This is a genomic window from Streptomyces sp. NPDC002730, from assembly GCF_042888805.1.
Classification (GTDB): domain Bacteria; phylum Actinomycetota; class Actinomycetes; order Streptomycetales; family Streptomycetaceae; genus Streptomyces.
Genome location: NZ_JBIAQG010000007.1, coordinates 93,992 through 116,687, shown reverse-complemented (window position 1 = coordinate 116,687; position 22,696 = coordinate 93,992). Strand labels below are relative to the sequence as shown.

Annotated in this window: 19 protein-coding genes; 12 read left to right on the top strand and 7 right to left on the bottom strand. The window is 70.1% G+C overall.

Annotated elements, in window-relative coordinates:
* Positions 1-93 precede the first annotated feature (93 nt).
* Both ACFYXH_RS19290 and glgB read left to right on the top strand, forming a co-directional pair.
* The gene (locus tag ACFYXH_RS19290) at positions 94-1,515 is read left to right on the top strand and encodes a maltokinase (protein WP_389564134.1); all 1,422 of its coding nucleotides are present in this window, start codon (positions 94-96) and stop codon (positions 1,513-1,515) included.
* A 195-nt stretch (positions 1,516-1,710) separates the two neighbouring features.
* Positions 1,711-3,897, top strand: a complete 2,187-nt coding sequence (gene glgB / locus ACFYXH_RS19285) for a 1,4-alpha-glucan branching enzyme (protein WP_389564752.1) — start codon at positions 1,711-1,713, stop codon at positions 3,895-3,897.
* A gap of 96 nt (positions 3,898-3,993) precedes the next feature.
* Here glgB and ACFYXH_RS19280 read toward each other — a convergent pair whose 3' ends face one another.
* Entirely contained in the window at positions 3,994-6,012 is a 2,019-nt protein-coding gene (locus ACFYXH_RS19280; protein WP_389564131.1) for a HelD family protein, read from the bottom strand.
* Positions 6,013-6,030: 18 nt separating this feature from the next.
* Here ACFYXH_RS19280 and ACFYXH_RS19275 point away from each other — a divergent pair, with 18 nt between their 5' ends.
* Both ACFYXH_RS19275 and ACFYXH_RS19270 read left to right on the top strand, forming a co-directional pair.
* Positions 6,031-6,273, top strand: coding sequence for a hypothetical protein (locus ACFYXH_RS19275; protein WP_327326180.1), 243 nt, complete (start codon positions 6,031-6,033; stop codon positions 6,271-6,273).
* 732 nt (positions 6,274-7,005) lie between these two features.
* Positions 7,006-8,502 (top strand): D-glucuronyl C5-epimerase family protein, encoded by a 1,497-nt coding sequence (locus tag ACFYXH_RS19270; RefSeq protein WP_389564128.1) that lies wholly within the window; start codon positions 7,006-7,008, stop codon positions 8,500-8,502.
* Between the two features lie 38 nt (positions 8,503-8,540).
* On the opposite strand, the gene trxA is transcribed toward ACFYXH_RS19270, so the two are convergent.
* The 4 genes from trxA to ACFYXH_RS19250 all read right to left on the bottom strand — a co-directional run bounded on the left by trxA (position 8,541) and on the right by ACFYXH_RS19250 (position 10,919).
* Positions 8,541-8,873, bottom strand: coding sequence for a thioredoxin (gene trxA, locus ACFYXH_RS19265; protein WP_389564125.1), 333 nt, complete (start codon positions 8,871-8,873; stop codon positions 8,541-8,543).
* The gene (locus tag ACFYXH_RS19260; protein ID WP_327326177.1) at positions 8,870-9,289 is read right to left on the bottom strand and encodes a MerR family transcriptional regulator; all 420 of its coding nucleotides are present in this window, start codon (positions 9,287-9,289) and stop codon (positions 8,870-8,872) included. Before ACFYXH_RS19260 ends, trxA begins: the two co-directional genes overlap by 4 nt.
* Positions 9,290-9,343: 54 nt before the next feature.
* The gene (locus tag ACFYXH_RS19255; RefSeq protein WP_389564121.1) at positions 9,344-10,252 is read right to left on the bottom strand and encodes an NAD(P)-dependent oxidoreductase; all 909 of its coding nucleotides are present in this window, start codon (positions 10,250-10,252) and stop codon (positions 9,344-9,346) included.
* A 142-nt stretch (positions 10,253-10,394) separates the two neighbouring features.
* Positions 10,395-10,919 carry an Lrp/AsnC family transcriptional regulator gene (locus ACFYXH_RS19250; protein ID WP_389564118.1) on the bottom strand — a complete coding sequence of 175 codons (525 nt, stop codon included), beginning with the start codon at positions 10,917-10,919 and terminating at the stop codon, positions 10,395-10,397.
* 64 nt (positions 10,920-10,983) lie between these two features.
* On the opposite strand from ACFYXH_RS19250, the gene ACFYXH_RS19245 reads away from it, so the two are divergent.
* From ACFYXH_RS19245 to ACFYXH_RS19230, 4 genes are all read left to right on the top strand, one after another.
* A complete protein-coding gene (locus tag ACFYXH_RS19245; protein WP_389564115.1) occupies positions 10,984-11,892 on the top strand; it encodes an NAD-dependent epimerase/dehydratase family protein in 909 nt (302 codons plus the stop codon).
* The gene (locus ACFYXH_RS19240) at positions 11,892-12,848 is read left to right on the top strand and encodes an aldo/keto reductase (RefSeq protein ID WP_389564112.1); all 957 of its coding nucleotides are present in this window, start codon (positions 11,892-11,894) and stop codon (positions 12,846-12,848) included. The genes ACFYXH_RS19245 and ACFYXH_RS19240 overlap by 1 nt, the downstream gene beginning before the upstream one ends.
* A gap of 188 nt (positions 12,849-13,036) precedes the next feature.
* Positions 13,037-14,464, top strand: coding sequence for a glycoside hydrolase family 16 protein (locus ACFYXH_RS19235; RefSeq protein WP_389564749.1), 1,428 nt, complete (start codon positions 13,037-13,039; stop codon positions 14,462-14,464).
* Positions 14,465-14,505: 41 nt separating this feature from the next.
* A complete protein-coding gene (locus tag ACFYXH_RS19230; protein WP_389564111.1) occupies positions 14,506-15,477 on the top strand; it encodes a DUF1996 domain-containing protein in 972 nt (323 codons plus the stop codon).
* Positions 15,478-15,600: 123 nt separating this feature from the next.
* Here the strand turns inward: ACFYXH_RS19230 and ACFYXH_RS19225 are convergent, their stop codons facing one another.
* A complete protein-coding gene (locus ACFYXH_RS19225) occupies positions 15,601-17,199 on the bottom strand; it encodes an MFS transporter (RefSeq protein ID WP_389564108.1) in 1,599 nt (532 codons plus the stop codon).
* A gap of 94 nt (positions 17,200-17,293) precedes the next feature.
* Between ACFYXH_RS19225 and ACFYXH_RS19220 the strand changes: the two genes are divergently transcribed.
* Both ACFYXH_RS19220 and ACFYXH_RS19215 read left to right on the top strand, forming a co-directional pair.
* Entirely contained in the window at positions 17,294-17,905 is a 612-nt protein-coding gene (locus ACFYXH_RS19220; protein WP_389564106.1) for a TetR/AcrR family transcriptional regulator, read from the top strand.
* Between the two features lie 39 nt (positions 17,906-17,944).
* Positions 17,945-18,250 carry an ArsR/SmtB family transcription factor gene (locus ACFYXH_RS19215; RefSeq protein WP_389564103.1) on the top strand — a complete coding sequence of 102 codons (306 nt, stop codon included), beginning with the start codon at positions 17,945-17,947 and terminating at the stop codon, positions 18,248-18,250.
* 103 nt (positions 18,251-18,353) lie between these two features.
* Here the strand turns inward: ACFYXH_RS19215 and ACFYXH_RS19210 are convergent, their stop codons facing one another.
* Positions 18,354-19,727, bottom strand: a complete 1,374-nt coding sequence (locus ACFYXH_RS19210; RefSeq protein ID WP_389564100.1) for a cation:dicarboxylate symporter family transporter — start codon at positions 19,725-19,727, stop codon at positions 18,354-18,356.
* 123 nt (positions 19,728-19,850) lie between these two features.
* Here ACFYXH_RS19210 and ACFYXH_RS19205 point away from each other — a divergent pair, with 123 nt between their 5' ends.
* Both ACFYXH_RS19205 and ACFYXH_RS19200 read left to right on the top strand, forming a co-directional pair.
* Positions 19,851-21,635, top strand: coding sequence for an ATP-binding protein (locus tag ACFYXH_RS19205; protein ID WP_389564098.1), 1,785 nt, complete (start codon positions 19,851-19,853; stop codon positions 21,633-21,635).
* A 244-nt stretch (positions 21,636-21,879) separates the two neighbouring features.
* On the top strand, positions 21,880-22,581 hold the full coding sequence (locus ACFYXH_RS19200; RefSeq protein ID WP_389564095.1) for a response regulator: 702 nt from the start codon (positions 21,880-21,882) through the stop codon (positions 22,579-22,581).
* The last annotated feature ends 115 nt before the right edge of the window (positions 22,582-22,696 follow it).

Genomic DNA, 22,696 nt, shown 5'->3' with positions numbered 1-22,696 from the left:
TCCCCTTCATCCCCGCGCGCCGCCGGACAGCCACTGCTGTAATCCGGGACACTCTGCGCATTCGTGGTGTACCCGGGGAAAGGACGCGATGCCATGTCGGAGGCTGCATCCACCCGGACTCCCGTCGCTCTTCTCCCGTCACTCGCCCCACTCCTGCACGAATGGCTGCCCCGGCAGCGCTGGTTCGCCGGCAAGGGCCGCCCTGTCACCGGGTTCTCGCCCGTCTCGGCGACCGAACTGCTGCCGGTGGACGGCCCAGGTGCCGGACTGCTGCATCTGCTCGTGCGCGTCCAGCAGCATGGACCTCCCGCTCCGTCCACGAACGACTGCTACCAACTCCTGCTCGGCGTACGCCAGACACTGCCGCCTTATCTCGCGCCCGCGCTGATCGGCCGTCCTGCGGAGGGCCCGCTGGCCGGGCTGACGGTCTACGAGGGCGTGCATGATCCGCGTCTCGCCGAGCTGATCCTGGAGCGGCTGCGCACACCCGGCGTGCTCGGGCCGCTCCGCTTCGACCGGCTCGACCGCGGCCCGGCCATTCCCGGCGGGCTCACCGCACGGCCGCTGGACGCCGAGCAGTCCAACTCCTCGCTGGTGTACGGCGATGCGTACATCCTCAAGCTCTTCCGCCGGGTCCATCCGGGCCCCAACCCCGATCTCGAGCTGCCGCTCGCGCTCGCCCGCGCCGGGTGCGGCCGGGTGCCCGCGCCCGTCGCCTGGTACGAGTCCACCACTCCGGAGCCGTACACCCTCGGTGTTCTGCAGCCGTTCCTGCGCGGCTCCGAGGACGGCTGGCTGCTCGCGCTGGAGTCGCTGGCGGACGGGCGCTCCTTCACCGCAGAGGCCTGCGCGCTGGGCCGGGTCACCGCCGAGGTCCATTCGGCGCTGGCCGGCGCCCTGCCGACCGTGATGCTGCGCCGACAGCAGGCCGAGCATCTGGCTGCGGCGATGTCGGAGCGGCTGGACGCGGCCGCGCAGGCGGTGCCCGCCCTGCTGCCGTACGCGCCCCGGCTGCGCTCCGCCTTCGACGCGATCGCCGCGCTGGGCAGGCGCGGCCGCGCCTGGCGGGCCCAGCGCGTGCACGGCGACCTCCATCTGGGGCAGACCCTGCTCGGCGCCGGTTCCCCCGGTGTCTCCGGTTCCTCCGGTTCCTCCGACGGCGACGGCGACGGCCACTGGTCGGTCATCGACTTCGAGGGTGAGCCCGCGCGCCCGCTCAGCGAACGGCGCAGGCCGCAGCCCCCGGTACGCGATGTGGCCGGCATGCTCCGCTCGTTCGATTACGCGGCCCGTACGCACCGCCCGTGGAACCCGGCCTGGGCGGAGCGCTGCCGTACGGCGTACTGCGAGGGCTATGCCGAGATCTCCGGCGCCGATCCGCGCACCGAGCCCGAACTGCTGCGCGCGTACGAGACGGACAAGGCCGTGTACGAGGTCGTGTACGAGGCCCGGCACCGCCCCGACTGGCTGCCGGTGCCGATGGCGGCGATCGACCGCCTGGCCGCCCTCACCTGATCCCCCCACAGCCCAAGGAGGCCGACCCCCGTGACCGCCCGACCCCCGTCCCGAAATTCGTCCGACCCCGATGTACCGAATCCGACGGCAGCGGCCGGGCCCGGCCGCAAGCAGCCCGCCGCACCACGGCCGCGCGCCGGCGGAAGTCATGGCGTACGGGCCGCGCGACCGCTCGCGGCCGGGGACAGGGAACGGCTGCTGGCCGGCACCCACCACGATCCGCACGGGCTGCTCGGCGCGCACTCGGTGCGGGGCGGAGTCGAGCTGCGCGCGCTGCGCCCGTACGCGCGGGCGGTGACCGTGCTGGCCAAGGGGCTGCGGGCCGAGCTGCACGAGGACGGCGACGGGTTCTTCTCCGGTGTGCTGCCGCTGCGTACGGTTCCGGAGTACCAGCTGCTGGTCGCGTACGACGCGGGCGAGGCCACCGAAGAGGACGAGAGCCCGGGCACGCTCGAGATCGAGGTGCAGGACCCGTACCGCTTCCTGCCCTCACTCGGCGAACTCGATCTGCATCTGATCGGCGAGGGCCGGCACGAGGAGCTGTGGAAGGCGCTCGGCGCGCATCCGATGACGCACCAGGCCGTCACCGGGACCCGGTTCACCGTCTGGGCGCCCAATGCCCAAGGCGTGCGTGTCGTCGGCGACTTCAACTACTGGGACGGCACCGGCCATCCGATGCGGTCATTGGGCTCGACGGGCGTGTGGGAGCTGTTCGTCCCGGGGGTGAGCGAGGGCGCGCTCTACAAGTTCGACATCACCCGCCCGGACGGCTCGCACACCCTGCGCGCCGACCCGATGGCGCAGCGCGCCGAGGTGCCGCCCGCCAATGCCTCGATCGTGACCGAGTCCCATCATGTGTGGCGGGACGAGGAGTGGATGGCGCACCGCGGCGACCGGCCGGTGCACGAGGCGCCCCTCTCCGTCTACGAGGTGCATCTGGGGTCCTGGCGGCCCGGCCTGACCTATCGCCAGCTCGCCCTCCAGCTCCCCGCGTATGTCAAGGACCTGGGTTTCACTCATGTCGAGCTGATGCCGGTCGCCGAGCACCCCTTCGGCGGTTCCTGGGGTTATCAGGTCACCGGTTTCTACGCACCGACCTCCCGGATGGGCACCCCGGACGATTTCCGCTTCCTCATCGACGCCCTGCACCGGGCGGGTATCGGGGTGCTGGTGGACTGGGTTCCGGCGCACTTCCCGAAGGACGACTGGGCGCTGGCTGCGTTCGACGGCCGCACGCTGTACGAGCACGAGGACCCGGCGCGTGCCGCGCACCCGGACTGGGGCACCCTCGAGTTCGACTACGGCCGCAAGGAGGTGCGGAATTTCCTGGTCGCCAACGCGACGTACTGGTGCGAGGAGTTCCATATCGACGGGCTGCGGGTGGATGCCGTCGCCTCGATGCTCTACCTCGACTACTCCCGCGAGCAGGGCGAATGGTCGCCGAACGTCCACGGCGGCCGGGAGAACCTGGACGCGGTCGCCTTCCTCCAGGAGATGAACGCCACGGTCTACCGGCGCTGTCCCGGCGTCGTCACCATCGCCGAGGAGTCCACGGCCTGGGACGGCGTCACCCGTGCCACCCACCATGTGGGCCCCGGCGGCTTCGGCGGCCTCGGTTTCGGCCTGAAGTGGAACATGGGCTGGATGCACGACTCGCTGGGCTATGTCACGCACGAACCGGTGCACCGCAAGTTCCACCACAACGAGATGACCTTCTCGATGGTGTACGCGTACAGCGAGAACTATGTCCTGCCGATCTCGCACGACGAGGTGGTGCACGGCAAACGGTCGCTGGTGAGCAAGATGCCCGGCGACTGGTGGCAGCAGCGCGCCAACCACCGCGCCTATCTGGGCTTCATGTGGGCGCATCCGGGCAAGCAACTGCTCTTCATGGGACAGGAGTTCGCGCAGGGCGCGGAGTGGTCGGAGGGCCATGGCCCGGACTGGTGGCTGCTCGACCCGTCGTACGCGGCGGAGGCGGACCACCGCGGGGTACGGCACCTGGTCAGCGATCTCAACGCGGTGTACGGCGCGACTCCCGCGCTCTGGCAGCGCGACACCGTGCCCGAGGGCTTCGCCTGGGTGGACGGCGACGCGGCGGAGGACAATGTCTTCGCCTTCCTGCGCTACGACGCCTCGGGCGCACCGCTGCTGGCCGTCAGCCACTTCTCGCCGGTGGTCCGCCATGAGTACCGCCTCGGTGTGCCGGACCCGGGCCAGGCATGGACGGAGATCCTCAACACGGACGCGGCGCGCTACGGCGGCGGCAATGTGCTCAACGAGGATCCGCTGAAGCCGGAGTCGGTGCCGTCGCACGGCCGCCCGGCCAGCATCCAGCTGACACTGCCGCCGCTGGCGACGGTGTGGCTGCGCCCGGCGTGAACGTATGTCCTCGATCGCCGGGCGGGCTTGTTCTCCCAGCCCGACCGGCGATCGAGGACGAACCGGCTGCCGGTCGGACCCGGTCAGCCGGTGCGGTCACCGCGACAGGCCGCGGCCGCGGTCCGTACGCACCACCCCCAGGCGCTGGGTGGCGCGGGTCAGCGCCACATAGAGGTCGTTCGTGCCGTGGGCCGAGCCGGCGCGGATCAGCTCGGGCTCGACGACGATCACCGTGTCGAACTCCAGGCCCTTCGCCTGGCGGGGGTCGAGCAGCACGACGGGCCGGGTGAGGTCCGGTTCACCGCCGCTCGGGACGTCGGGCAACTCGGCCGCGAGGGCGGTGTGGAGCCCGGCCGGGGCGATCACCGCGAGCCGCCCCTCGTACGGAGATCCGGCCACCCGCTCGGCGACGGTCCGTGCGAGCTCGTCCGGGGCGACAGCCACCTCCCATGGCCGTACGCCCGTGGAACGCACCGAGCGCGGCGGCTCGAAGGCGGGGTCCTCGCTGCGCCGCACATCCGCCGCGAGCTCCATGATCTCGGCGGGCGTGCGGTAGTTGACGCCCAGTCGGTTGTGCTGCCAGCGGTCGCCGACGTACGGCCGGAGGATCTCCTGCCACGACCCGCAGCCGGCCGCGTCACCGGTCTGGGCCGGGTCGCCGACCAGGGTCATCGAGCGCGTGGGGCAGCGGCGCATCAGCAGCCGCCATGCCATCGCGGACAGCTCCTGCGCCTCGTCGACGATGATGTGCCCGAACGCCCAGGTCCGGTCGGCGGCGGCGCGCGCGGCCGCGCTGCGGTGGTCGGCCTCCTCCTGGCGCTCGGCCATCCGCTCGGCGTCGATGATGTCGTGCGCGGCGAGAACCTCGGACTCCTCGTCCTCGAACTCGTACGTCTTGGAGCCCTGCGAGAGCTCCAGGACACCCTGCGCGTAGGCGATCCGGTCCTGCCGCTCGGCCTCTGCGGCGGCCCGTTCCGCGCTGTCGTCGACGCCGAGCAGCTCGGCGGCCTCGTCGAGCAGCGGCACATCGGCCGGCGTCCAGGCGCCGTGCGTACGCCGGACGATCTCGGCTTCCTCGTGAAGCAGTTGGGCCTCGGGCTCGGCGAGGAAGTCGGCGACGAGCTGCTGCGGGGTGAGCGAGGGCCAGAGCTCGTCGATCGCCGAGTGCACCTCGGCGCTGGTGGCGATCTCCTTGCCGAGCTGGGCGATGTCGTCGGGGCCGAGGAGGTTCGGTCCGCCGTACGGATCGGCACCGAGCCGGTCCACGAGCTGTTCGGTCAGCGCGTCGATGATCCGGAAGGCGAAGTGCGGCCGGGCCAGATTGTGCGGCAGCCCGGTGGCGCGGGCCCGGTCGCGGGCCTCGTACGCCATCTCGCGGTGGAGCAGCAGCGTCCCGTGCTCCTGATGGTCGATCTCCAGCGCGGGCTCGGGCAGCGTCCCGCTGTCCTCGTGGTCGACCCCGGGCACGGACTCGGGGAGCGTCTGCCGGTCGCGTACGACACGGGCCAGCACATCGGCCATCTCCGCGCGGCCCTTGACGGCCGCGGCCCGCTGAGTGTCGGTCCCGGTGGCCCGTACGCCGGGATAGAGCTCCGCCATCGTGGACAGCAGCACCCCGGTCTCGCCGAGCGAGGGCAGCACCTCACCGATGTAGCCGAGGAACGCCGGGTTCGGCCCGACGATCAGCACGGCGCGCCGGGCGAGCTGCTCGCGGTGCGCGTACAGGAGATAGGCGGCCCGGTGCAGCGCGACCGCGGTCTTCCCGGTGCCGGGCCCGCCCTCGACGACGAGCACGCCACGCTGCGGGGCGCGGATGATGCGGTCCTGCTCGGCCTGGATGGTCTGCACGATGTCGCTCATCCGCCCGGTACGCGCGGCCCCGAGCGCGGCGAGCAGCACGGCGTCCGCGTCGTGGTCCTCGTAGCCGGTGCGGGTGGCGTCGGCGAGATCGAGGATCTCATCGTGCAGCGCGGTGACGGTGCGCGCCTTGGTGGTGATGTGCCGGCGCCGGCGCAGGCCCATCGGCTCATGGCCGGTGGCGAGGTAAAAGGGCCGCGCGACGGGAGCACGCCAGTCGATGAGAAGAGGGGTGCGCTCCGTATCGTCCTGTCGCATTCCGATACGTCCGATGTGGTGCCTGGCACCGTCCTTGAGATCGATACGCCCGAAACAGAGTCCGGAATCCACGGCATTCAGCGCGGACAGCTGTCCGGACTGTTCCGCGACGCTGATATCGCGCTCCACGCGGGCCTGAAGACCGGTCCCGGCCTGCCCGATCGCCGTCCGGACCGCACCTTCGGCCTGCTCGCGGAGCGCGTCGAGACGCCTGTAGAGCAGGGAGACGAATTGCTGCTCATTCTGCAATTCCTCGGTTGACAATTCAGCTCCTGACGCGATACGGTGTCCCCAGTGAACTTCTCCGTGCGCTTTGTTGTGCACGGACACGGAAACATCCAATATACGCAGAGAAATACCCCGGCCGTCAATTCGGTCCGGGGTATTTTTCTGCGCCCAAGGAGCGGGTGCGCGAGCGACTGGCGCTCCGGGGCGCGCGGCCGGAGCTCCCGCCGGGCGGCCTGTGCCACACGTTCTGCGGAACGGACGGCTTCGCGAACAGCAGACCACGCTCCGCCGGCCATGCGCTCCAGGCAGCCAGGAAACGTCGGGTCACACACATGGTGATTCCGGCGTGAAACATTTCGCCGTCGCCGTCGCATCAATGAGGTGAAGGGGCCGGGAGGCCCCGGAGACCAAGCACGTAACGGGATGGATGGGGAGGGGACAGCATGATTCAGTCCCGCGAGGACGAGTTCCTCCAATTGCTGCGGGCCGCCTCTTTCGCTCCGCCTGCCTCTTCATCAGCGGCGACACGCATCTTGCCATCGAGGAGACCGCCGACGCAGTGAACGTCGGCGGTCTCCTCGACGGCAGCCGCGCACAGCTCATTTCGGTCCGCTGAGACCTCTTTGCTCATCCGGCCGGCATCGACAGGAGACGGCGATCCGTCATGCCGGTCGCCACCGGCATGAAGAGGCACGGGCTCAAGTAACCGCCATATGCAGTCCATTCGACAGTCGTGCGTTCGCGTCCGACCAGGGGGTCCCATTCATGTCAGCCATTGATGCCGACCGCAGGCGCTTCCTGCGTACCGCAGGTGCCGCCGCTGCGGCCGCCGGGCTGTCCGGGGGCGGTTTTGTCGTGGGCCGGATGTCCGGAACGACAACTGAGGCTGCAGAGACGCCGACAGCGCTGCCGTTCGCGTTCCGCACCGGCGGCTATCGCGCTGCGCTCGATGTGCCCGATGGCATGCAGCCCTGGCGCAAACGCACGGCGGAACGGACCGACTCCGCGCCGCACGATGCTTCGGACGTCCGGATGTTCCGTGCACACGGCCGGTTGTACGACCACCCCGTCGGACAGATTCAGTACGGTCTGGAAAATCTGGCAAGCCACCGGCAAACAGGGGACTCGTACTTCCTTCGACGGGCGCGGGCGCAGGCGGACCGGGTGATCCAGAGACGGCATCAGGCGCGCGGCGCCTGGTTCTTCCCGTATCCCTTCGACTTCAGGCACGACGTGCACGAGGGCGTGGCCTACCGGGCCCCCTGGTACTCGGGCATGGCTCAGGGCGAGGCACTCAGTCTCTTCTCCCAGTTGGCCCGGTACGCCGGCGTCCCATCGGCGGACCGGGCGCGGTACCGGGCTGCGGCCGACAAAGCGTTCGCGTCTTTACTGGTCGGGAATGACAAAGGGCCGTGGGTGGTCGCACAGGACGAAAGAGACCACCTGTGGATCCACGAGTACCCGATCGACGCGCCCGGCACCTCGGACCACACGTACAACGGCTTCATGTTCGCGGCGCTCGGGCTGTGGGACTACTACGCGATGAGCAGGAATCCGCTGGCAGAGCAACTCTTCGACGGCTCCTTGACGACGCTCCACGCGTACTTCCCGGACCTGCGCAATCCGGGCTGGCTTTCGCACTACTGCCGAACGCACGAGATCCCGACAGTCCACTACCATCCGGTCCACATCGATCTGCTCCTCCAGTTGTCCTGGCTTTCCGGCAGCGAGCGCTTCGCCGCGCATGCGGACCTGCTGATCGACGACTACCCGCCGCCTTCTTTGGGCGCCTCTGGTGGACGGGTCACCCTCCAGCACGGCACGCACACCCTGTTCCGCTTCACCGAGGAGGGTGCCGTCACCGCGACACGTAGGCTCGGCCTGCGCCGTCCCCGGCAGTTCACGGCCTCCCGCCGGACCCGCATCCAGGGCCGCGGCATTCACTGTCTGCTGGCGGACGGGCCGGAGGCGGAGTGGTACGTGGCCGAACGCTTTCCTGCGGTCCGCCTGCACGGGGAGTGGTGCGGCGCGGACTACCGCCCGGCGCGCCGCGCGGTGTTCAAGGCGGGCGTGAGCGTGATCTGCCACGCGAGCCCGACGATGAAAGCGGCACCGAGGACGGTGACTTACCCGAAGGACACGCCCGTGTACTACAACCGCCGGGCTCTGGTCGAGGGCCGTTACATGATCCGCCTCACGGACGGCCCGCTGGCCGGCTGGTGGGCCCCGAGTGCACAGCTCCTCACGCCGGGAGCCCCGTGAGCTCTCCGGCGCCGACGAGAGAGCGGGCCAGCAGCGGGCTAGAGCACGTCCTCCAGTTCCTGGAGCAGCCGTCGCTTGGGCCGGGCGCCGACCATCGACTTCACCGGCTTGCCCCCGCGGAACACCATCAACGTCGGCATCGACAGCACGCCGTACCGCACCATGACCTCCGGATTGGTGTCCACATCGAGCTGTACGACCTTGAGCCGGTCGGCCTCTTCGGCGGCGAGAGCGCTCAGCACCGGCGCGAGCTGGCGGCACGGGCCGCACCAGTCGGCGGTGAACTCCACCAGGACCGGCAGTCCCGCCTTCAGTACCTCGTCGTCGAAGTCGTTGTCCGTCACCGCGGCGACGCCTTCTGCCTGGATCATTCGTCTTCCCCTCCGTACGTCAGTTCACAGCGTGGCTCCGGACCGCCCGGAACATCGGCCTGCGCTTCCAGCTCCGCCCGCGCGAGCTGCGCCCCGACCTGGGCGCGCACCGACTGGAGCTGGTCGATGAGCGTGTCGAGCTCACCGAGCTTGGCGCGGTAGACGGCGAGCGAGGCGGGGCAGGAGTCGCCCGCCGGGTGCCCGGCGCGCAGACAGTCGACGAAGGGTCTGGTCTCCTCCAGATCGAACCCGAAGTCCTGCAGGGTCCGGATCTGCTGGAGCAGCCGCAGATCGTCCTCGTCGTACGTGCGGTAGCCGTTCACCGCGCGCCGGGCGGGCAGGAGCCCGCGGGACTCGTAGTAGCGCAGAGTGCGGGTGGTCGTCCCGGCCCGCTCCGCCAGCTCGCCGATTCGCATGTCCTCGACGGTAATCCTTGACGTCGGCGTCAAGGCAACAGGCTGATCCCCGGCTCAGGACTCCGCGGTGACGGCCTCGTACGTGCTCGCCCAGTCGTCGGCGCCGTGGCCCTTCGCGATCGCCCTGTCGGCGACGGACTTGATGGACTCCAGGTGGGAGACGTCGAGACCGCGGGTCTGCGCCGCGTGCAGGATGTGCTCGACGCCCGCCGCCATCATGCCGAGGTTGGCCTGTGTTCCCGGATAGCTGCCCGCGTCGATGTTGGCCGCCGTGTACTCCGCGATGGGCGGCAGAATCTGGACGATGGTGCTCAGATACGGGGCGATGTCGACCGCCTTGACCCCGTCGGCCCTGGCCAGGGCGTACGCGTGCACCAGGCCCGACATGCTGCCGTAGAAGAAGTCGAGCAGCGACAGATCGTAGAGCGCGGCGAGCCCGGGATCCGTGCCGACGAACGCGGCCTTGCCGCCGAGGGCCTTCAAGGCGGACTCGTACCGCTCGAACGCCTCCTGCGAGCCGGAGTAGAAGAGCAGCGCGTCGGGCGAGCCGATGAGCGGGGTCGGCACCATGACCGCGCCGTCCAGATAGGCGATGGACCGCTCGGCCGCCCAGGCCGCCGCCGCCCGCGAGCGCTCCGGCGTGTCCGAGGTGACATTGACCAGCGCCCGGCCTTGAAGCGCCTCGCCCAGGGGGTCGAGGATCGCCTGGGCGGCGTCGTAGTCGACCACGCAGACGACGGTCAACTCGCTTGCCCGTACGGCCTCTTCCGCACTGGCGGCGCGGACCGCGCCGCGGGCGGTGAGCGGGTCGCCCTTGCCGGGAGAGCGGTTCCAGACGGTGGTGGGGTGGCCCGCGTCGAGGAGGGCGCCGGCGAGGGCCTGGCCCATCGCGCCGAGCCCGAGGACGGTGACAGAAGTACGGACGGTGACAGAGGCAAGGGGGCCGTTCTTGGTGGTGGACATGTCCGCCATGCTTCTTCGGCGCTCAACTCCCCCACAAGTACCTACAAATAAGTCAGCTACGCACCGCAAGGTAAACATCGAGGTCAGTGCGGTGCCGCCAGGTCAGTGCGTGGCAGGTAGGTACGGGGTAAGTCACCACGGATCACGTCACCGCGGGGGGCAGCAGCGGCTTGCGTTCCACCGGCGAGGTCAGCACGACCGATGTCGTCGTACGACCGAGAGCCGACGTCTGCTCCAGTACGTCCTCGAGATGGACCGTGTCGGTCACCGCGACCTTGATGATCCAGCAGTCCTCGCCGACGACATGGTGGACCTCGATCACCTCGGGGCGGGCGAGCAGCTCCAGAGTCCTGGGGTGCTTGAGGTTGTAGCCGCCGTGCGGATTGACGCGGATGAAGGCCTGGATGCCGTAGCCGAGGCGGGCCGGTGAGACACGCGCCCCGTAGCCGGTGATCGCGCCGCAGGCCTCCAGCCGGCGCACCCGTTCCGTGACCGCCGCCGGGCTCAGCCGCACCCGGCGCCCGAGTTCGCTGAGTTTGATGCGGCCGTCGGTCTGGACGAGCTCCAGGATCTGGCGGTCGACGGCATCGAAGGCGGTCGCCGACGTTTCGTTGGCGGCAGCTCTCAGATGCCGTGGTTCTTTCGGTCGTTCGGCCGGATCTCCCATGTCTCCCCCTTCAAGATGTGGCCCGTAAACGTAACACTTGACCTACGACGAGAGGGAGTTGGAAATGCGCGAGATATGCGTCATCGGCGGTAACCGGTATTTCGGCAAGCGGTTGACAGCTCGACTGCTGGATTCGGGCGACCGGGTCACCGTCATCAATCGCGGGTCCTCCGCCCCGCCCGCCGGAGTCACCCATCTCGTCGCGGACCGCGACGACGAGGATTCCCTGCGGACCGCGATCGGCTCTCGCACATTCGATGTCGTCTTCGATCAGGTCTGCTATACGCCGCGCCAGGCGGAAATCGCCCGTCGGGTGTTCGCGGGCCGCACCGGACGCTATGTGATGACGTCCACCGTCGAGGTGTACGAGTTCGAGCACTCCGCCACCCTCGTCCGCGAGGAGGCCGTCGATCCGCTGACGGTGAACGTGGACCTGACCGCTCCGTGGGACGACCCGGACTTCCGCGAGGAGCACTACGGCGAGGGAAAGCGGCAGGCCGAGGCGGTGCTGGCGCAGAATCCGGCCTTCCCGTACGTGTCGGTGCGCGTCGCCCATGTGCTCGGCGGGGACGACGACTTCACCGGCCGGGTGGATCACTACGCGACCCGGATCAGGGCGGGCGAGCCCATCGCCGTACCCGCCGAGAACCACCCCGCCACCTATGTGCATGTAGCGGAGATCGCCGAATTCCTGGCGTGGACGGCGGGTCAGGATTTCACGGGTCCGGTGAATGCGAATGCGTACGGCGCGCTCTCCACGGCCGATATATGCGCGGTGATCGAGCACGAGACCGGCGGAAAGGCGGAATTTCTCCCTGTGGAGGTCGGTGAGACCTCGCCGTTCTCCTTCGCCCGCTCGTACGGCATGGACAATTCGCGTGCGGCGGAGTTGGGTTACACCTTCAGCCACACCGCGGAATGGCTGCCACGGGCCATCGCCGAAACCCTCGGTTCCGGCAAGGAGGTGCGGTAATGCGGTACCGCACGCTGGGCAGCCTCCAGGTGAGCGCGATCGGGTTCGGCGCCATGCCGCTGTCCATCGAGGGCCACCCCGACGAGCGGCAGGCCATCGCCACCGTCCATGCCGCTCTCGACGCCGGCGTGACACTGATCGACACCGCCGACTCCTACTACCCGCCCGGTGGTGAGCCGGGCGCCGGTGAGTTGCTCGTACGGCGTGCTCTCGCCGCGTACGGCGGCGATATGGACTCCGTCCTGGTCGCAACCAAAGGTGGCCGGGGCAGGACCGCCGACGGCGGCTGGACGGTCAACGGCGATCCGCACCATCTCAAGCAGGCCGCCAGGAGGTCGCTCGACCGGCTCGGCGTCGCCGCAATCGGTCTCTATCAGCTGCACAAGCCGGACCCGTCCGTCCCCTACGCCGATTCACTTGGCGCGCTCCAGGAGCTGCTGGCGGAGGGCACGATCCGGTTCGCCGGGATCTCCAACGCGGATGCGGCGCAGATCCGGCTGGCCAGGCAGATGCTGGGCGAGCGGCTGGTCTCCGTACAGAACCGGTACTCGCCCGCGGTGCGCGACAGCGAGGCGGAGCTGCGGCTCTGCGCGGAGCTGGGCCTCGCCTTCCTTCCGTGGAGTCCGCTCGGCGGGATCTCACGGAGTTCGCTGGACGGGCCGTCGGGACTGAACGGCGCAACAGGAGCGGCGGGAGCGGGCCCGGAAGTGACAGGTCCGTACGCCGCCTTCCACCAGGTGGCGCGAGAGCGCGGCGTGAGCCCCCAACAGACCGCTCTGGCCTGGCTTTTGGCGAAGTCTCCGGCCGTGATCCCGATCCCGGGCGCGAGCCGGCCGCACACCATCCGGAATTCCGCTGCGGCCGCCGGACTCACGTTGAGCGCGCCGGAGCTGGCGGCGCTTGACGCCTCGTCGGCCAACGGGAGCGACGGGAGCGAGGCGGCCATCCGCTCCTGACCAGCGGTTCAGTCCAAACCGACGACGCGTTCAGGAAGTTAACGGTGTCCAGCCATTGACGGCTGGACTGTCTACATCTACAAAACTGTTTGAGAGCGCTCTCAATCCCCTCGGCACCACCCTCCCGGAGGTGTTCCTTGAGCACGAGCCGCATCAAACGCACCCCCTTGCTCACCGTGATCGTCGCCATGACCGTGGCCCTCGCCGGTTTCATCGCCGTGACCGGCGCGGGGTCGGCTCGCGGTGACGTACCGCCCACGCCCGGCTGGAATCTCCAGTGGAGCGACGATTTCAACGGCGCCAACCGCACCCTGCCCTCGTCGGCCAACTGGCAGATCGACCTCGGCCACGCCTATCCGAACGGGCCCGGCAACTGGGGCACCGGCGAAATCCAGAACTACACCAACAACCCCGACAACCTCAGCCTCGACGGCACCGGCAATCTGCGCATCACCCCCCTCCGGGACGGCGGGGGCAACTGGACCTCCGGCCGTGTCGAGACCAAGCGCACCGACTTCAAGGCCCCGGCCGGGGGAACGCTGCGCATCGAGGGCCGGATCCAGATGCCGAATGTGACCGGCCAGTCCGCGCTCGGCTACTGGCCCGCCTTCTGGGCCCTCGGCGCGCCCTACCGCGGCAACTACTGGAACTGGCCGTCCATCGGCGAGTTCGACATCATGGAGAACGTCAACGGCATCAACTCCGTCTGGGGTGTGCTGCACTGCGGGGTCAACCCCGGCGGCCCCTGCAACGAGACCAGCGGCATCGCCAACAACCGCGCCTGCCCCGGCGCGAGTTGCCAGTCCGCATTCCACACGTACCGCTTCGAGTGGGACCGCTCCACCTCTCCCAATGAACTGCGCTGGTACGTGGACGGCCAGCTGTTCCACAGCGTCGCCGAGAACCGCGTGGACGCCGGGACCTGGGCGAACATGACCAACCACGCGGGCTACTTCATCCTGCTCAATGTCGCGATCGGCGGCGCGTTCCCCGACGCGCTGGCCGGCAAGACCCCGACGCCCGCGACCGTCCCCGGCCGCCCCATGCTCGTCGACTACATCGCCGTCTGGACCAAGGGCGGCGGCTCGACCACCCCGCCCACGACACCGCCCACGACCGACCCGCCCACCACTCCCCCGCCCTCCGGCTCCTCCCAGCTGTATCTGCGTACGGGAGGCGGCGCGGGCGACGCGTCGGCATCGGCCTCGACGGTGAGCCTCGCCACGGCAGGCGGCGCCAACCACGACGGCACCCCGCACAACCCGCAGATCTTCACCTCGGCCGGGATCACCAGGAAGTACAACGGCGGCTCGACGCAGTTCGACCTGTTCCTCGATGCGGGCTCCACGGTGGCCAACGGCCAGCAGATCAGGGTGAGTTACGACCGTACGGGCGACGGGAGCTGGGACCGGACGGAGACGTACAACTACTTCGCCACCGACCCCGTCGCGGGCTGGGAGCACTACACCCAGGCGAAGGGCCTCAAGTCGTCCACCGGGGCGCTCGGCGATCTGGCGAACGGCAAGGTGCAGATCGAGGTCTGGAACGCCATCGGCGGCGGTGCCAGCACGGTCGGCGTCGGCAACCAGTCCGTCGTACGCATCCCCTTCGACTGAATCCAGTGAACCCAGTGCCCAGTGAATCGAGGAGGACCGCAATGTTCCGCCGACTGCTCGCGAGCCTTGCTGCCGTGATCTTCCTGATCACGGCGGGATGGATCACCGCGAGGACCGAACGGGCGGCTTCCGACACCGTTTCGGGTCACACCGCATCCCACCGTGCCATGTCGGGCCACAACGGCCATGCCTACACCTTCACCGCCGCCCAGACGGCCGCGATCGTCGCACAGGCCGCGGCCCCGGTGCGCGGCAGCGAATTCCGCGCGGACTGCTTCTCCAGCCACCGCAAGGGCGACGACCCGATCGTCTTCCCGGGGCAGGTGGGCCGTTCGCACATCCATGAGTTCTACGGGAACAGGACCGCGAACGCGGCCTCGACGCTCCAGTCGCTGGCCGCCGGGACCACCAACTGCACGCCCACGGTGGACCTTTCCTCGTACTGGACCCCCACCCTCTACAAGAACGGAGTCCCGGTGGCCCCCGAGCGGGTCACCGTCTACTACCAGGGCATCACCGACCACACCCGGGCCGTGGCCCATCCGCGCGGTCTGCGCTACGTCGTCGGCAACGCCCTGGCCACCTCTCCCGACCAGAACCCGGCAGCGCGCTGGTCGTGCGTGGGGCGGCCCGAGTCCAGCCGGGAGTTCATCAACTGCCCGCCCGGCACCAAGCTGGAGAACTATCTGGACTTCCCGACCTGCTGGGACGGGAAGAACCTGGACAGTGCCAACCACCGGGACCACATGGCGTACGCGGCCGGTCAGACCTGCCCCGCTTCGCACCCCGTGGTCGTGCCGCGGCTGGAGCTGCTGATCACCTGGCCGGTCAACGGCGGCGGGCTGACGCTCGCGGGCACCAGAAACGGCGTCAATGTGACCGACCAGCCCGGCTACACCTTCCACGGCGACTTCTTCAACGCCTGGGAAGACGGTGAGCTGAAGCGCCGGGTGGCCAACTGCATCGTCGCGGGGTACATCTGCGGGACGGACGGCAACCCGATCCAGCAGTGAGCCCCCTTCGTGCGAATCCGGTCCGGGACGCCCAGCAGCCTGCGGGTCAGGGCGTCCCGGTCCGGTCCGTCCGGTCCGTGCGGTCCGGTTCCTCCCGCGCGGTCCGTACCGCAGGCTCACGGATCACCGGCCCGTGAGCGCGTGCTCGGGCTCCTCCTCGGCCGCGACCTGCGGCTCGGCGGCCCTGCCGCGGCGCGGCAGCAGCACCGCGACAAGCACCGTGCCGACGCCGAGGATCACCGCGCCGACCAGGCTGGTGTGCGCGACGGCGTCCGAGAAGGCGCCGTTCACCGCGTCCACCAGGGCCTGTGCCTGCTGGGGCCCCGCCTGGACGCCGACCTGCTGGGCGACGGCGAGGCCCGCGCCGACCGAGTCCTGGGCGGCGTCGAGGGCCCCGGCCGGGAGCTTGGTTCCCACGGCATCGGCAAGGTGGGAGGAGTACGAACCGGCCAGCACCGAGCCGAGGATGGCGATCCCGAGCGATCCGCCGAGCTCGAGGGAGGTGTCGTTGACGGCGCCGCCGACGCCGAGTTCGGACTCGGGGAACGCGCCCATGATGGCGTCGGTGCAGGGTGAGAGCGCGAGGCCGATCGCGAGCCCGAGGATGACGAGCGGCAGTACGAAGTCGCCGTACGCCGATCCCGTCTCGATACGGGTGAGCAGGGCGAGCGCGGCCGTACCGCCGACCATGCCCGCCGTGACAGTGACCTTCATACCGAGGCGCGGGGTGAGGAAGCCGGTCAGCGCGGAGCCGACGAAGACGGCCCCGGCGAGCGGAAGCATCCGTACACCGGTCTCGAAGGGGTTGTAGCCGAGGACGAACTGCAGATGCTGCGTGAGGTAGTAGAAGGCCCCGAAGACCGCGAGGAAGAAGAGCGCGACGGCGAGGTTGGCGCCGGCGAAGCCGCGGTGGGCGAAGCGGCGCACATCGAGGACGGGACGCGGGTGGCGCAGCTCCCGGACCACGAACAGGACCAGGCCCACGCCCGCGACGACGGCGGCCGTGATCGCCTCGGCGCCCCAGCCGAAGTGCGGCCCCTGGATGATCATGTAGACGAGCGAGCCGATCCAGACCACGGAGAGCAGCCCGCCGGTGTAGTCGATCCGGTCGTGGTGGGCGGCCTTCGACGGCGGTACGAGGACGAGCGTGCCGACGATCGCGAGCGCGGCGATCGGCACGTTGATCAGGAACGTCGAGGCCCAGCCGTGCTTCTCCAGCAGCGCGCCGGCGACGAGCGGCCCGGCGGCGATGGCGAGCCCGGCGGTGGCGGTCCACAGGACGATGGCCTTGGCGCGCTCGGCCCGCGGGAAGGTCGCGGCGAGCAGCGAGAGCGTGGCGGGCATGATCATCGCGGCGCCGACACCCATGACGGCGCGGGCCGTGATGACCCCGGCCGAACTGTCGACGAGCGATCCGGCGACCGCGCCCGCGCCGAAGACGAGGAGTCCGAGGACGAGGGCGCCGCGGCGGCTGTATTTGTCGCCGATCGCGCCGAGCAGCAGCATCAGCGCGGCGTACGGGACGGTGTAGCCGTCGATGACCCACTGCAGATCGGAGCTGGTCAGGCCCAGGTCCTTGGTCATGTCGGGGGCGGCGACGGTCAGCGCGGTGTTCGCCATGACGATGATCAGAAGGCTCAGGCAGAGCACGAGCAGCGCCCACCAGCGCCGGGCGTAGGGCCGGTCCATCTGCTCGACGGGCCGCTTCATGACGAGGGACATGGGGGCTCCACCTTCCATGATCTTGCACACTCGTGTGCAACTACACACTGCTGTGCAATTTACGTCAATGCACAGGCGTGTGCAAAATGGAGCCATGACGACGGGTACCACGGGTAGCAGCGGCCGGGCCGACGCCAATCGCCGCCGCATCATGCAGGTCGCGCTCACGGAGCTGCTGCGCGATCCCGACGCGTCCATGGACCAGCTGGCCCGCGCGGCGGGCGTGGTGCGCCGGACCGTGTACGGCCACTTCCCGAGCCGCGACGCGCTGATCACGGCCCTGGTCGACGACGCGGTCGCCACGGTCGCGGAGGCTCACGCCCGCGGCCGCGAGGGCGTGACAGACCCCTCCGAGGCGCTGGCCCGCGCGACACTCGCGGTCTGGGAGATCGCCGACCGCTACCGCCTACTGGTGGCCCTGGCCCAGCGCAGCGTCACGATGGAGGGCATCAAGCAACGCCTGGCCCCGGTCCGCAAGTCCTGTCTGGACCTGCTCGAACAGGGCATGGACGAGGGCGCTTTCACCTCTCCGCTGCCGGCGGCGGCTCTCGCGTACGTCCACGAGCAGCAGCTGTTCGGCCTGATGGAGGCGGTGAACGACGGCGCCCTGGCTCCGGCCGAGGCGGGGCGGGCGGCGGCGACGACGGCGCTGCTCTCGGCGGGGGTCGGGGCGGAGCGGGCGCGGGGGCTCGTGGCGGGGCTGTAGGACGGGAAAGCAGATTGCGGCTCGACTAAAATCAGGAGCGTGGACCTGGTACAGGCGATCGCTCAGCCCAGACGGCGCGAGATCCTCCGGCTGATCTGGAACGACGAGCTGCCCGCAGGCGAGATCGCGGCCCGCTTCGAGGTCACCTTCGGCGCGGTGTCCCAGCATCTGAAGGTGCTGCGGGACGCGGGCCTGGTGACACTGCGCAAGGACGGGACCAAGCGGTTCTACCGGGCCGACCGGGAAGCCCTCGGACCGCTCTTCGGCTTTCTCCAGTCCGTGTGGGGCAGCAAATTCGACACCCTGGCCCGCCTCGCGGAAGAGGCCGGACCGAAGGAAGCGTGAGGAGTGCCCGCCCTCCGCCAAGGGGGGAGGCGGAGGGCGGAGTGGATGAGGCCGTCCTCAACGGCCTGACGCGCACCAGCAGTTCGGTACCGGCGGCCGCCGGTCAGACCTTCAGGACCGCTTCGTCCCCCTCCCGCGGCTCGGGCACGTCCACGTCCGCCTCCGGCGCCGCGTCAGCGTGACCGTCGTCGAGCAGCGTCTTCTCGTCGAACGGAATCCTCCCGGCCAGCACCTCGTCGACCCGCAGCTTGTCGATCTCCTTCGTCCACGTCCCGATCAGCACCGTCGCGACCGCGTTGCCCGCGAAGTTGGTCAGTGCACGCGCCTCGCTCATGAAGCGGTCGATACCGACGATCAGGCCGACGCCGTCGACCAGCTCCGGCCGGTGCGACTGCAGACCGCCCGCCAGCGTGGCCAGCCCGGCCCCGGTGACGCCCGCCGCACCCTTCGACGCGACGAAGAGGAAGAGGAGGAGCGGGATCTGCTCCCCGATCGACATGGGCTGGCCCATCGCGTCGGCGATGAAGAGCGAGGCCATCGTCATGTAGATCATGGTGCCGTCGAGGTTGAAGGAGTAGCCGGTCGGAACGGTGATGCCGACCACCGGCTTGCTCACACCCAGGTGCTCCATCTTCGCGATGAGCCGCGGGAGCGCGGACTCGGAGGAGGAGGTGGACAGGATCAGCAGGAACTCACGGCCCAGGTACTTGAAGAGCGTCAGGATGTTGAGGCCCGCGACAAGGCGCAGCAGCGTGCCGAGCACGATGACGACGAAGAGGAAGCAGGTCACATAGAACCCGAGCATCAGCACGGCGAGGCTCTTGAGCGCGTCCAGACCGGCCGACCCGGTGACGGCGGCGATCGCGCCGAAGGCGCCGATCGGCGCGGCCCACATCACCATGGCAAGAACGCGGAAGACGAGCCGCTGGATGTGCTCGACACCGCGCAGCACCGGCTCGCCGACCGAGCCCATCGCCTGCAGCGCGAAGCCGACGAGCAGCGCGACGAGCAGGGTCTGCAGAACCTCACCGGTGGTGAAGGCGGAGACGATCGTTGTCGGGATGATCCCGAGCACGAACTCGACCGGGGGCTTGGCCTCGGCCGACACCTGGCCGTGGCCCGCCTCCTTGACCGCGTCGGTCAGCGCGAGGCCGTCACCGGGCTGCAGGATGTTGCCGACGACCAGGCCGATGGCGAGGGCGACCATCGACATCACCAGGAAGTAGCCGAGCGCTATGCCGCCGACCGCGCCGACCTTGGCGGCCTTTCGTACCGAGCCGATGCCCAGCACGATCGTGCAGAAGATGATCGGCGAGATCATCATCTTGATCAGATTCACAAAGCCGGTACCCAGCGGCTTGAGCTCAACGGCGAACTCGGGGGCAGCCAGGCCCACCGTGATGCCCAGCGCAACCGCGATGATCACCGCGATATAGAGATAGTGGGTACGGTCCCGCCTGACGGCTCCAGTAGCCACGGGGTCCTCCTCATTCCAATTCGTCCATGTCCCTATGGATGCCGTGACTATCCACCAGCCTGTGACGCCGGTCACCCTTACGTTCGTTTCGTTCACACAAAATCGGCCAGGCAGACTGATTGCATGCGCATACCTCGCCCCCGCAGCCTCGCCGGGCAGCTCTTCGCGATGCAGGTCGTGCTGGTCGCCGCGATCGTGGCGGGCTGCGCCCTCTTCGCGTATGTCACCGACCGCTCCCAGGCCGAGGAGACGGCGCGGCTGCAGTCCACCGCCACCGCCACCGCCGTCGCGCGGTCGCCCTCGGTGATCGCGGCGGCGCGTTCCGCGCATCCGAGCGAGCCGCTTCAGCCGTATACGGAGCGGCTGCGCCGGGACGCGGGCGTCACCTTCGTCGTGATCATGGCCCCGGACGGAACTCGGTGGACGCATCCGGAGCCGGGCGAGATCGGCAAGAAATATCTGGGGCACATCGACGAGGCACTGAAGGGCAAGATCTACAGCGAGAAGCACTTGGGCGTGCTCGGACCCTCGGTGCGGACGGTGGCGCCCATCTACGACGACGGGAAGATCACCGGGCTCGTCAGCGCGGGCATCACCATCCAGAAGATCAGCGAGAAGGTGAGCCAGCAGGTCGCCGCGCTGCTCGGTGTCGCGGGCGCGGCGCTCACGCTGGGCGGCCTCGGCACGTACGTGATCAACGCACGGCTGCGGCGGCATACGCACGGTATGAACGCGGCCGAGCTGAGCCGGATGCACGACTACCACGAGGCCGCGCTGCATGCCGTGCGCGAGGGGCTGTTGATGCTCGACGGCCGACGGCGGATCGCCCTGGTCAACGACGCGGCCCGGGAGTTGCTGGGTCTTGACGACGACGCGGTCGGCAGGCCGGTGGCCGAACTCGGCCTGCCGGCCCCGCTCACGGGCGCGCTGCTGGCGGCCGAGCCGCGCGTGGACGAGGTCCATCTGACGGCCGACCGGGTGATCGTCGTGAACACCAGCCCGGTCGTCGGTGGCGAGCAGCGCGGCACGGTGGTGACCCTGCGGGACCACACCGAACTGCAGGCGCTCTCGGGCGAGTTGGACTCTGAGCGCGGCTTCACGCAGGCGTTGCGCTCCCAGGCGCACGAAGCGGCCAATCGCCTGCATACGGTCGTCTCGCTGATCGAGCTCGGCCGGGCGGACGAGGCCGTCGACTTCGCGACCGCGGAGCTGGAGCTGGCTCAGGTGCTGACCGACCGCGTCGTCGGCGCGGTCGGCGAACCGGTGCTGGCCGCCCTGCTGCTGGGCAAGGCGGCGCAGGCCAATGAGCGCGGCGTGGAGCTGGTCCTCGCGGAGGACAGCCGCATCGACGACGGCGTTCTGCCGCCGTCGCTGCCGGCGCGCGACCTGGTGACGATCCTGGGCAACCTGATCGACAACGCGGTCGACGCGGCGTCGGAGGCAGCGGCGGGTGGGCGGGGCGCCGGAGCCCTTGACGGGGTGGACGGCCAGGATCGGGTCATCGTCACCGCCGCGGACGGCCCGGAACACGTCATCGTCACCGCCGCGGACGGCCCGGACCGCGACTCCGTCACCACCGCGGACAGCCGGGACCGCGACACCGTCACCGCCGCGGACGGCCCGGCCGTACAGCCGCTCCGTGCCCGGGTCACCGTCACCGCGCGTGCCGACCGCGGCGAGCTGCTGCTGCGGGTCGCCGACACCGGCGCGGGCGTCGACCCCGCCGACGCCGAGGAGGTCTTCCGGCGCGGCTGGTCCACGCACGGCGCGGGGCGCGGGCTGGGGCTCGCGCTGGTCCAGCAGGCGGCGCACCGCAGCCGGGGCACGGTGCTGCTGGCCGAGGGCCCGGACGGCGGCGCGGAGTTCACCGTACGACTGCCGCTGCACACGGCGGAGGTGCGGGCATGAGCGCGGCTCCCCTCCGGACGCCGCCGCCCCCTGCGGGCCGAGGCACCCCCGCCCGACGCACAGCCGGACCGGGCACCCACGGATCCCGCACCCCCGGGCCACACACCCGGCGACCGCAGCCCGCGCCGGGCCCGCCTGGGCTGCATACTGCGAGGCGCGTCGTCCGCCGTCCGCACCCCGACCCGCCGGGCACCCGGCGCCCCCACGCCCCCGCGCGCCCACAGCGCCCCATCGAGGTGTCCCCATGAGCAGCACCAGCGACCCCATCAGAGTTCTCGTCGTCGAGGACGACCCCGTCGCCGCCGACGCGCACGCCCTCTACGTCGGCCGCGTCCCCGGGTTCACCGTCGCCGGGGTCGCTCACTCGCGGGCCGAGGCCGTACGCCTCCTCGAGCGGACCGATGTCGGTCTTCTCCTCCTCGACCTCTACCTCCCCGACGGGCACGGGCTCCAGCTCGTGCGTTCCCTGCGCGCCGCCGGGCACTCCGCCGACGTCATCGCCGTCACCTCCGCCCGCGACCTCGCGATCGTCCGCGAAGGCGTGTCCCTCGGAGTCGTCCAGTACGTCCTGAAGCCCTTCACCTTCGCCACCCTCCGGGACAGGCTCACCCGGTACGCCGAGTTCCGCGCCACAGCCGGTGAGGCCAGCGGCCAGGACGAGGTGGACCGGGCGCTCGCCGCCCTCCGTGCGCCCCAGGGCGCCGGGAGCGCCGGTCTGCCCAAGGGGCTCAGCGCCCCGACGCTGGAGGCCGTCACCCGTACCCTGCGCAAGTCCACGACCGGACTCACCGCCGCCGAGGCCGGCACCGCCGTCGGCATCTCGCGGATCACCGCGCGCCGCTACCTCGAGCACCTGGTCGCCGAGGGGCGAGCGGTGCGCAGTCCGCAGTACGGGCAGATCGGGCGTCCCGAGCTCCAGTACCGGTGGAGGCCCTCCACCCGCTGAACGAGCCCGCCACCCACTGAACAAGAGCGCCGAACCCGCCGGACGAGCCGGCGACCCAACTGATTGCGCCACTCAACGACCTTGCCCTGCACGGGGATTGACCTTGTGAAGGGGC

Excerpts from the sequence above, each read along its gene's own strand:
- ACFYXH_RS19255 (WP_389564121.1), bottom strand. The coding sequence starts at position 10,252 with ATGTCCACCACCAAGAACGGCCCCCTTGCCTCTGTCACCGTCCGTACT.
- ACFYXH_RS19270 (WP_389564128.1), top strand. The coding sequence starts at position 7,006 with ATGTCAGCCATTGATGCCGACCGCAGGCGCTTCCTGCGTACCGCAGGT.
- ACFYXH_RS19250 (WP_389564118.1), bottom strand. The coding sequence starts at position 10,919 with ATGGGAGATCCGGCCGAACGACCGAAAGAACCACGGCATCTGAGAGCT.
- ACFYXH_RS19225 (WP_389564108.1), bottom strand. The coding sequence starts at position 17,199 with ATGTCCCTCGTCATGAAGCGGCCCGTCGAGCAGATGGACCGGCCCTAC.
- ACFYXH_RS19205 (WP_389564098.1), top strand. The coding sequence starts at position 19,851 with ATGCGCATACCTCGCCCCCGCAGCCTCGCCGGGCAGCTCTTCGCGATG.
- ACFYXH_RS19240 (WP_389564112.1), top strand. The coding sequence starts at position 11,892 with ATGCGGTACCGCACGCTGGGCAGCCTCCAGGTGAGCGCGATCGGGTTC.
- ACFYXH_RS19235 (WP_389564749.1), top strand. The coding sequence starts at position 13,037 with ATGACCGTGGCCCTCGCCGGTTTCATCGCCGTGACCGGCGCGGGGTCG.
- ACFYXH_RS19200 (WP_389564095.1), top strand. The coding sequence starts at position 21,880 with ATGAGCAGCACCAGCGACCCCATCAGAGTTCTCGTCGTCGAGGACGAC.
- ACFYXH_RS19245 (WP_389564115.1), top strand. The coding sequence starts at position 10,984 with ATGCGCGAGATATGCGTCATCGGCGGTAACCGGTATTTCGGCAAGCGG.
- ACFYXH_RS19280 (WP_389564131.1), bottom strand. The coding sequence starts at position 6,012 with ATGCGACAGGACGATACGGAGCGCACCCCTCTTCTCATCGACTGGCGT.
- ACFYXH_RS19290 (WP_389564134.1), top strand. The coding sequence starts at position 94 with ATGTCGGAGGCTGCATCCACCCGGACTCCCGTCGCTCTTCTCCCGTCA.
- trxA (WP_389564125.1), bottom strand. The coding sequence starts at position 8,873 with ATGATCCAGGCAGAAGGCGTCGCCGCGGTGACGGACAACGACTTCGAC.
- ACFYXH_RS19230 (WP_389564111.1), top strand. The coding sequence starts at position 14,506 with ATGTTCCGCCGACTGCTCGCGAGCCTTGCTGCCGTGATCTTCCTGATC.
- ACFYXH_RS19260 (WP_327326177.1), bottom strand. The coding sequence starts at position 9,289 with ATGCGAATCGGCGAGCTGGCGGAGCGGGCCGGGACGACCACCCGCACT.
- ACFYXH_RS19220 (WP_389564106.1), top strand. The coding sequence starts at position 17,294 with ATGACGACGGGTACCACGGGTAGCAGCGGCCGGGCCGACGCCAATCGC.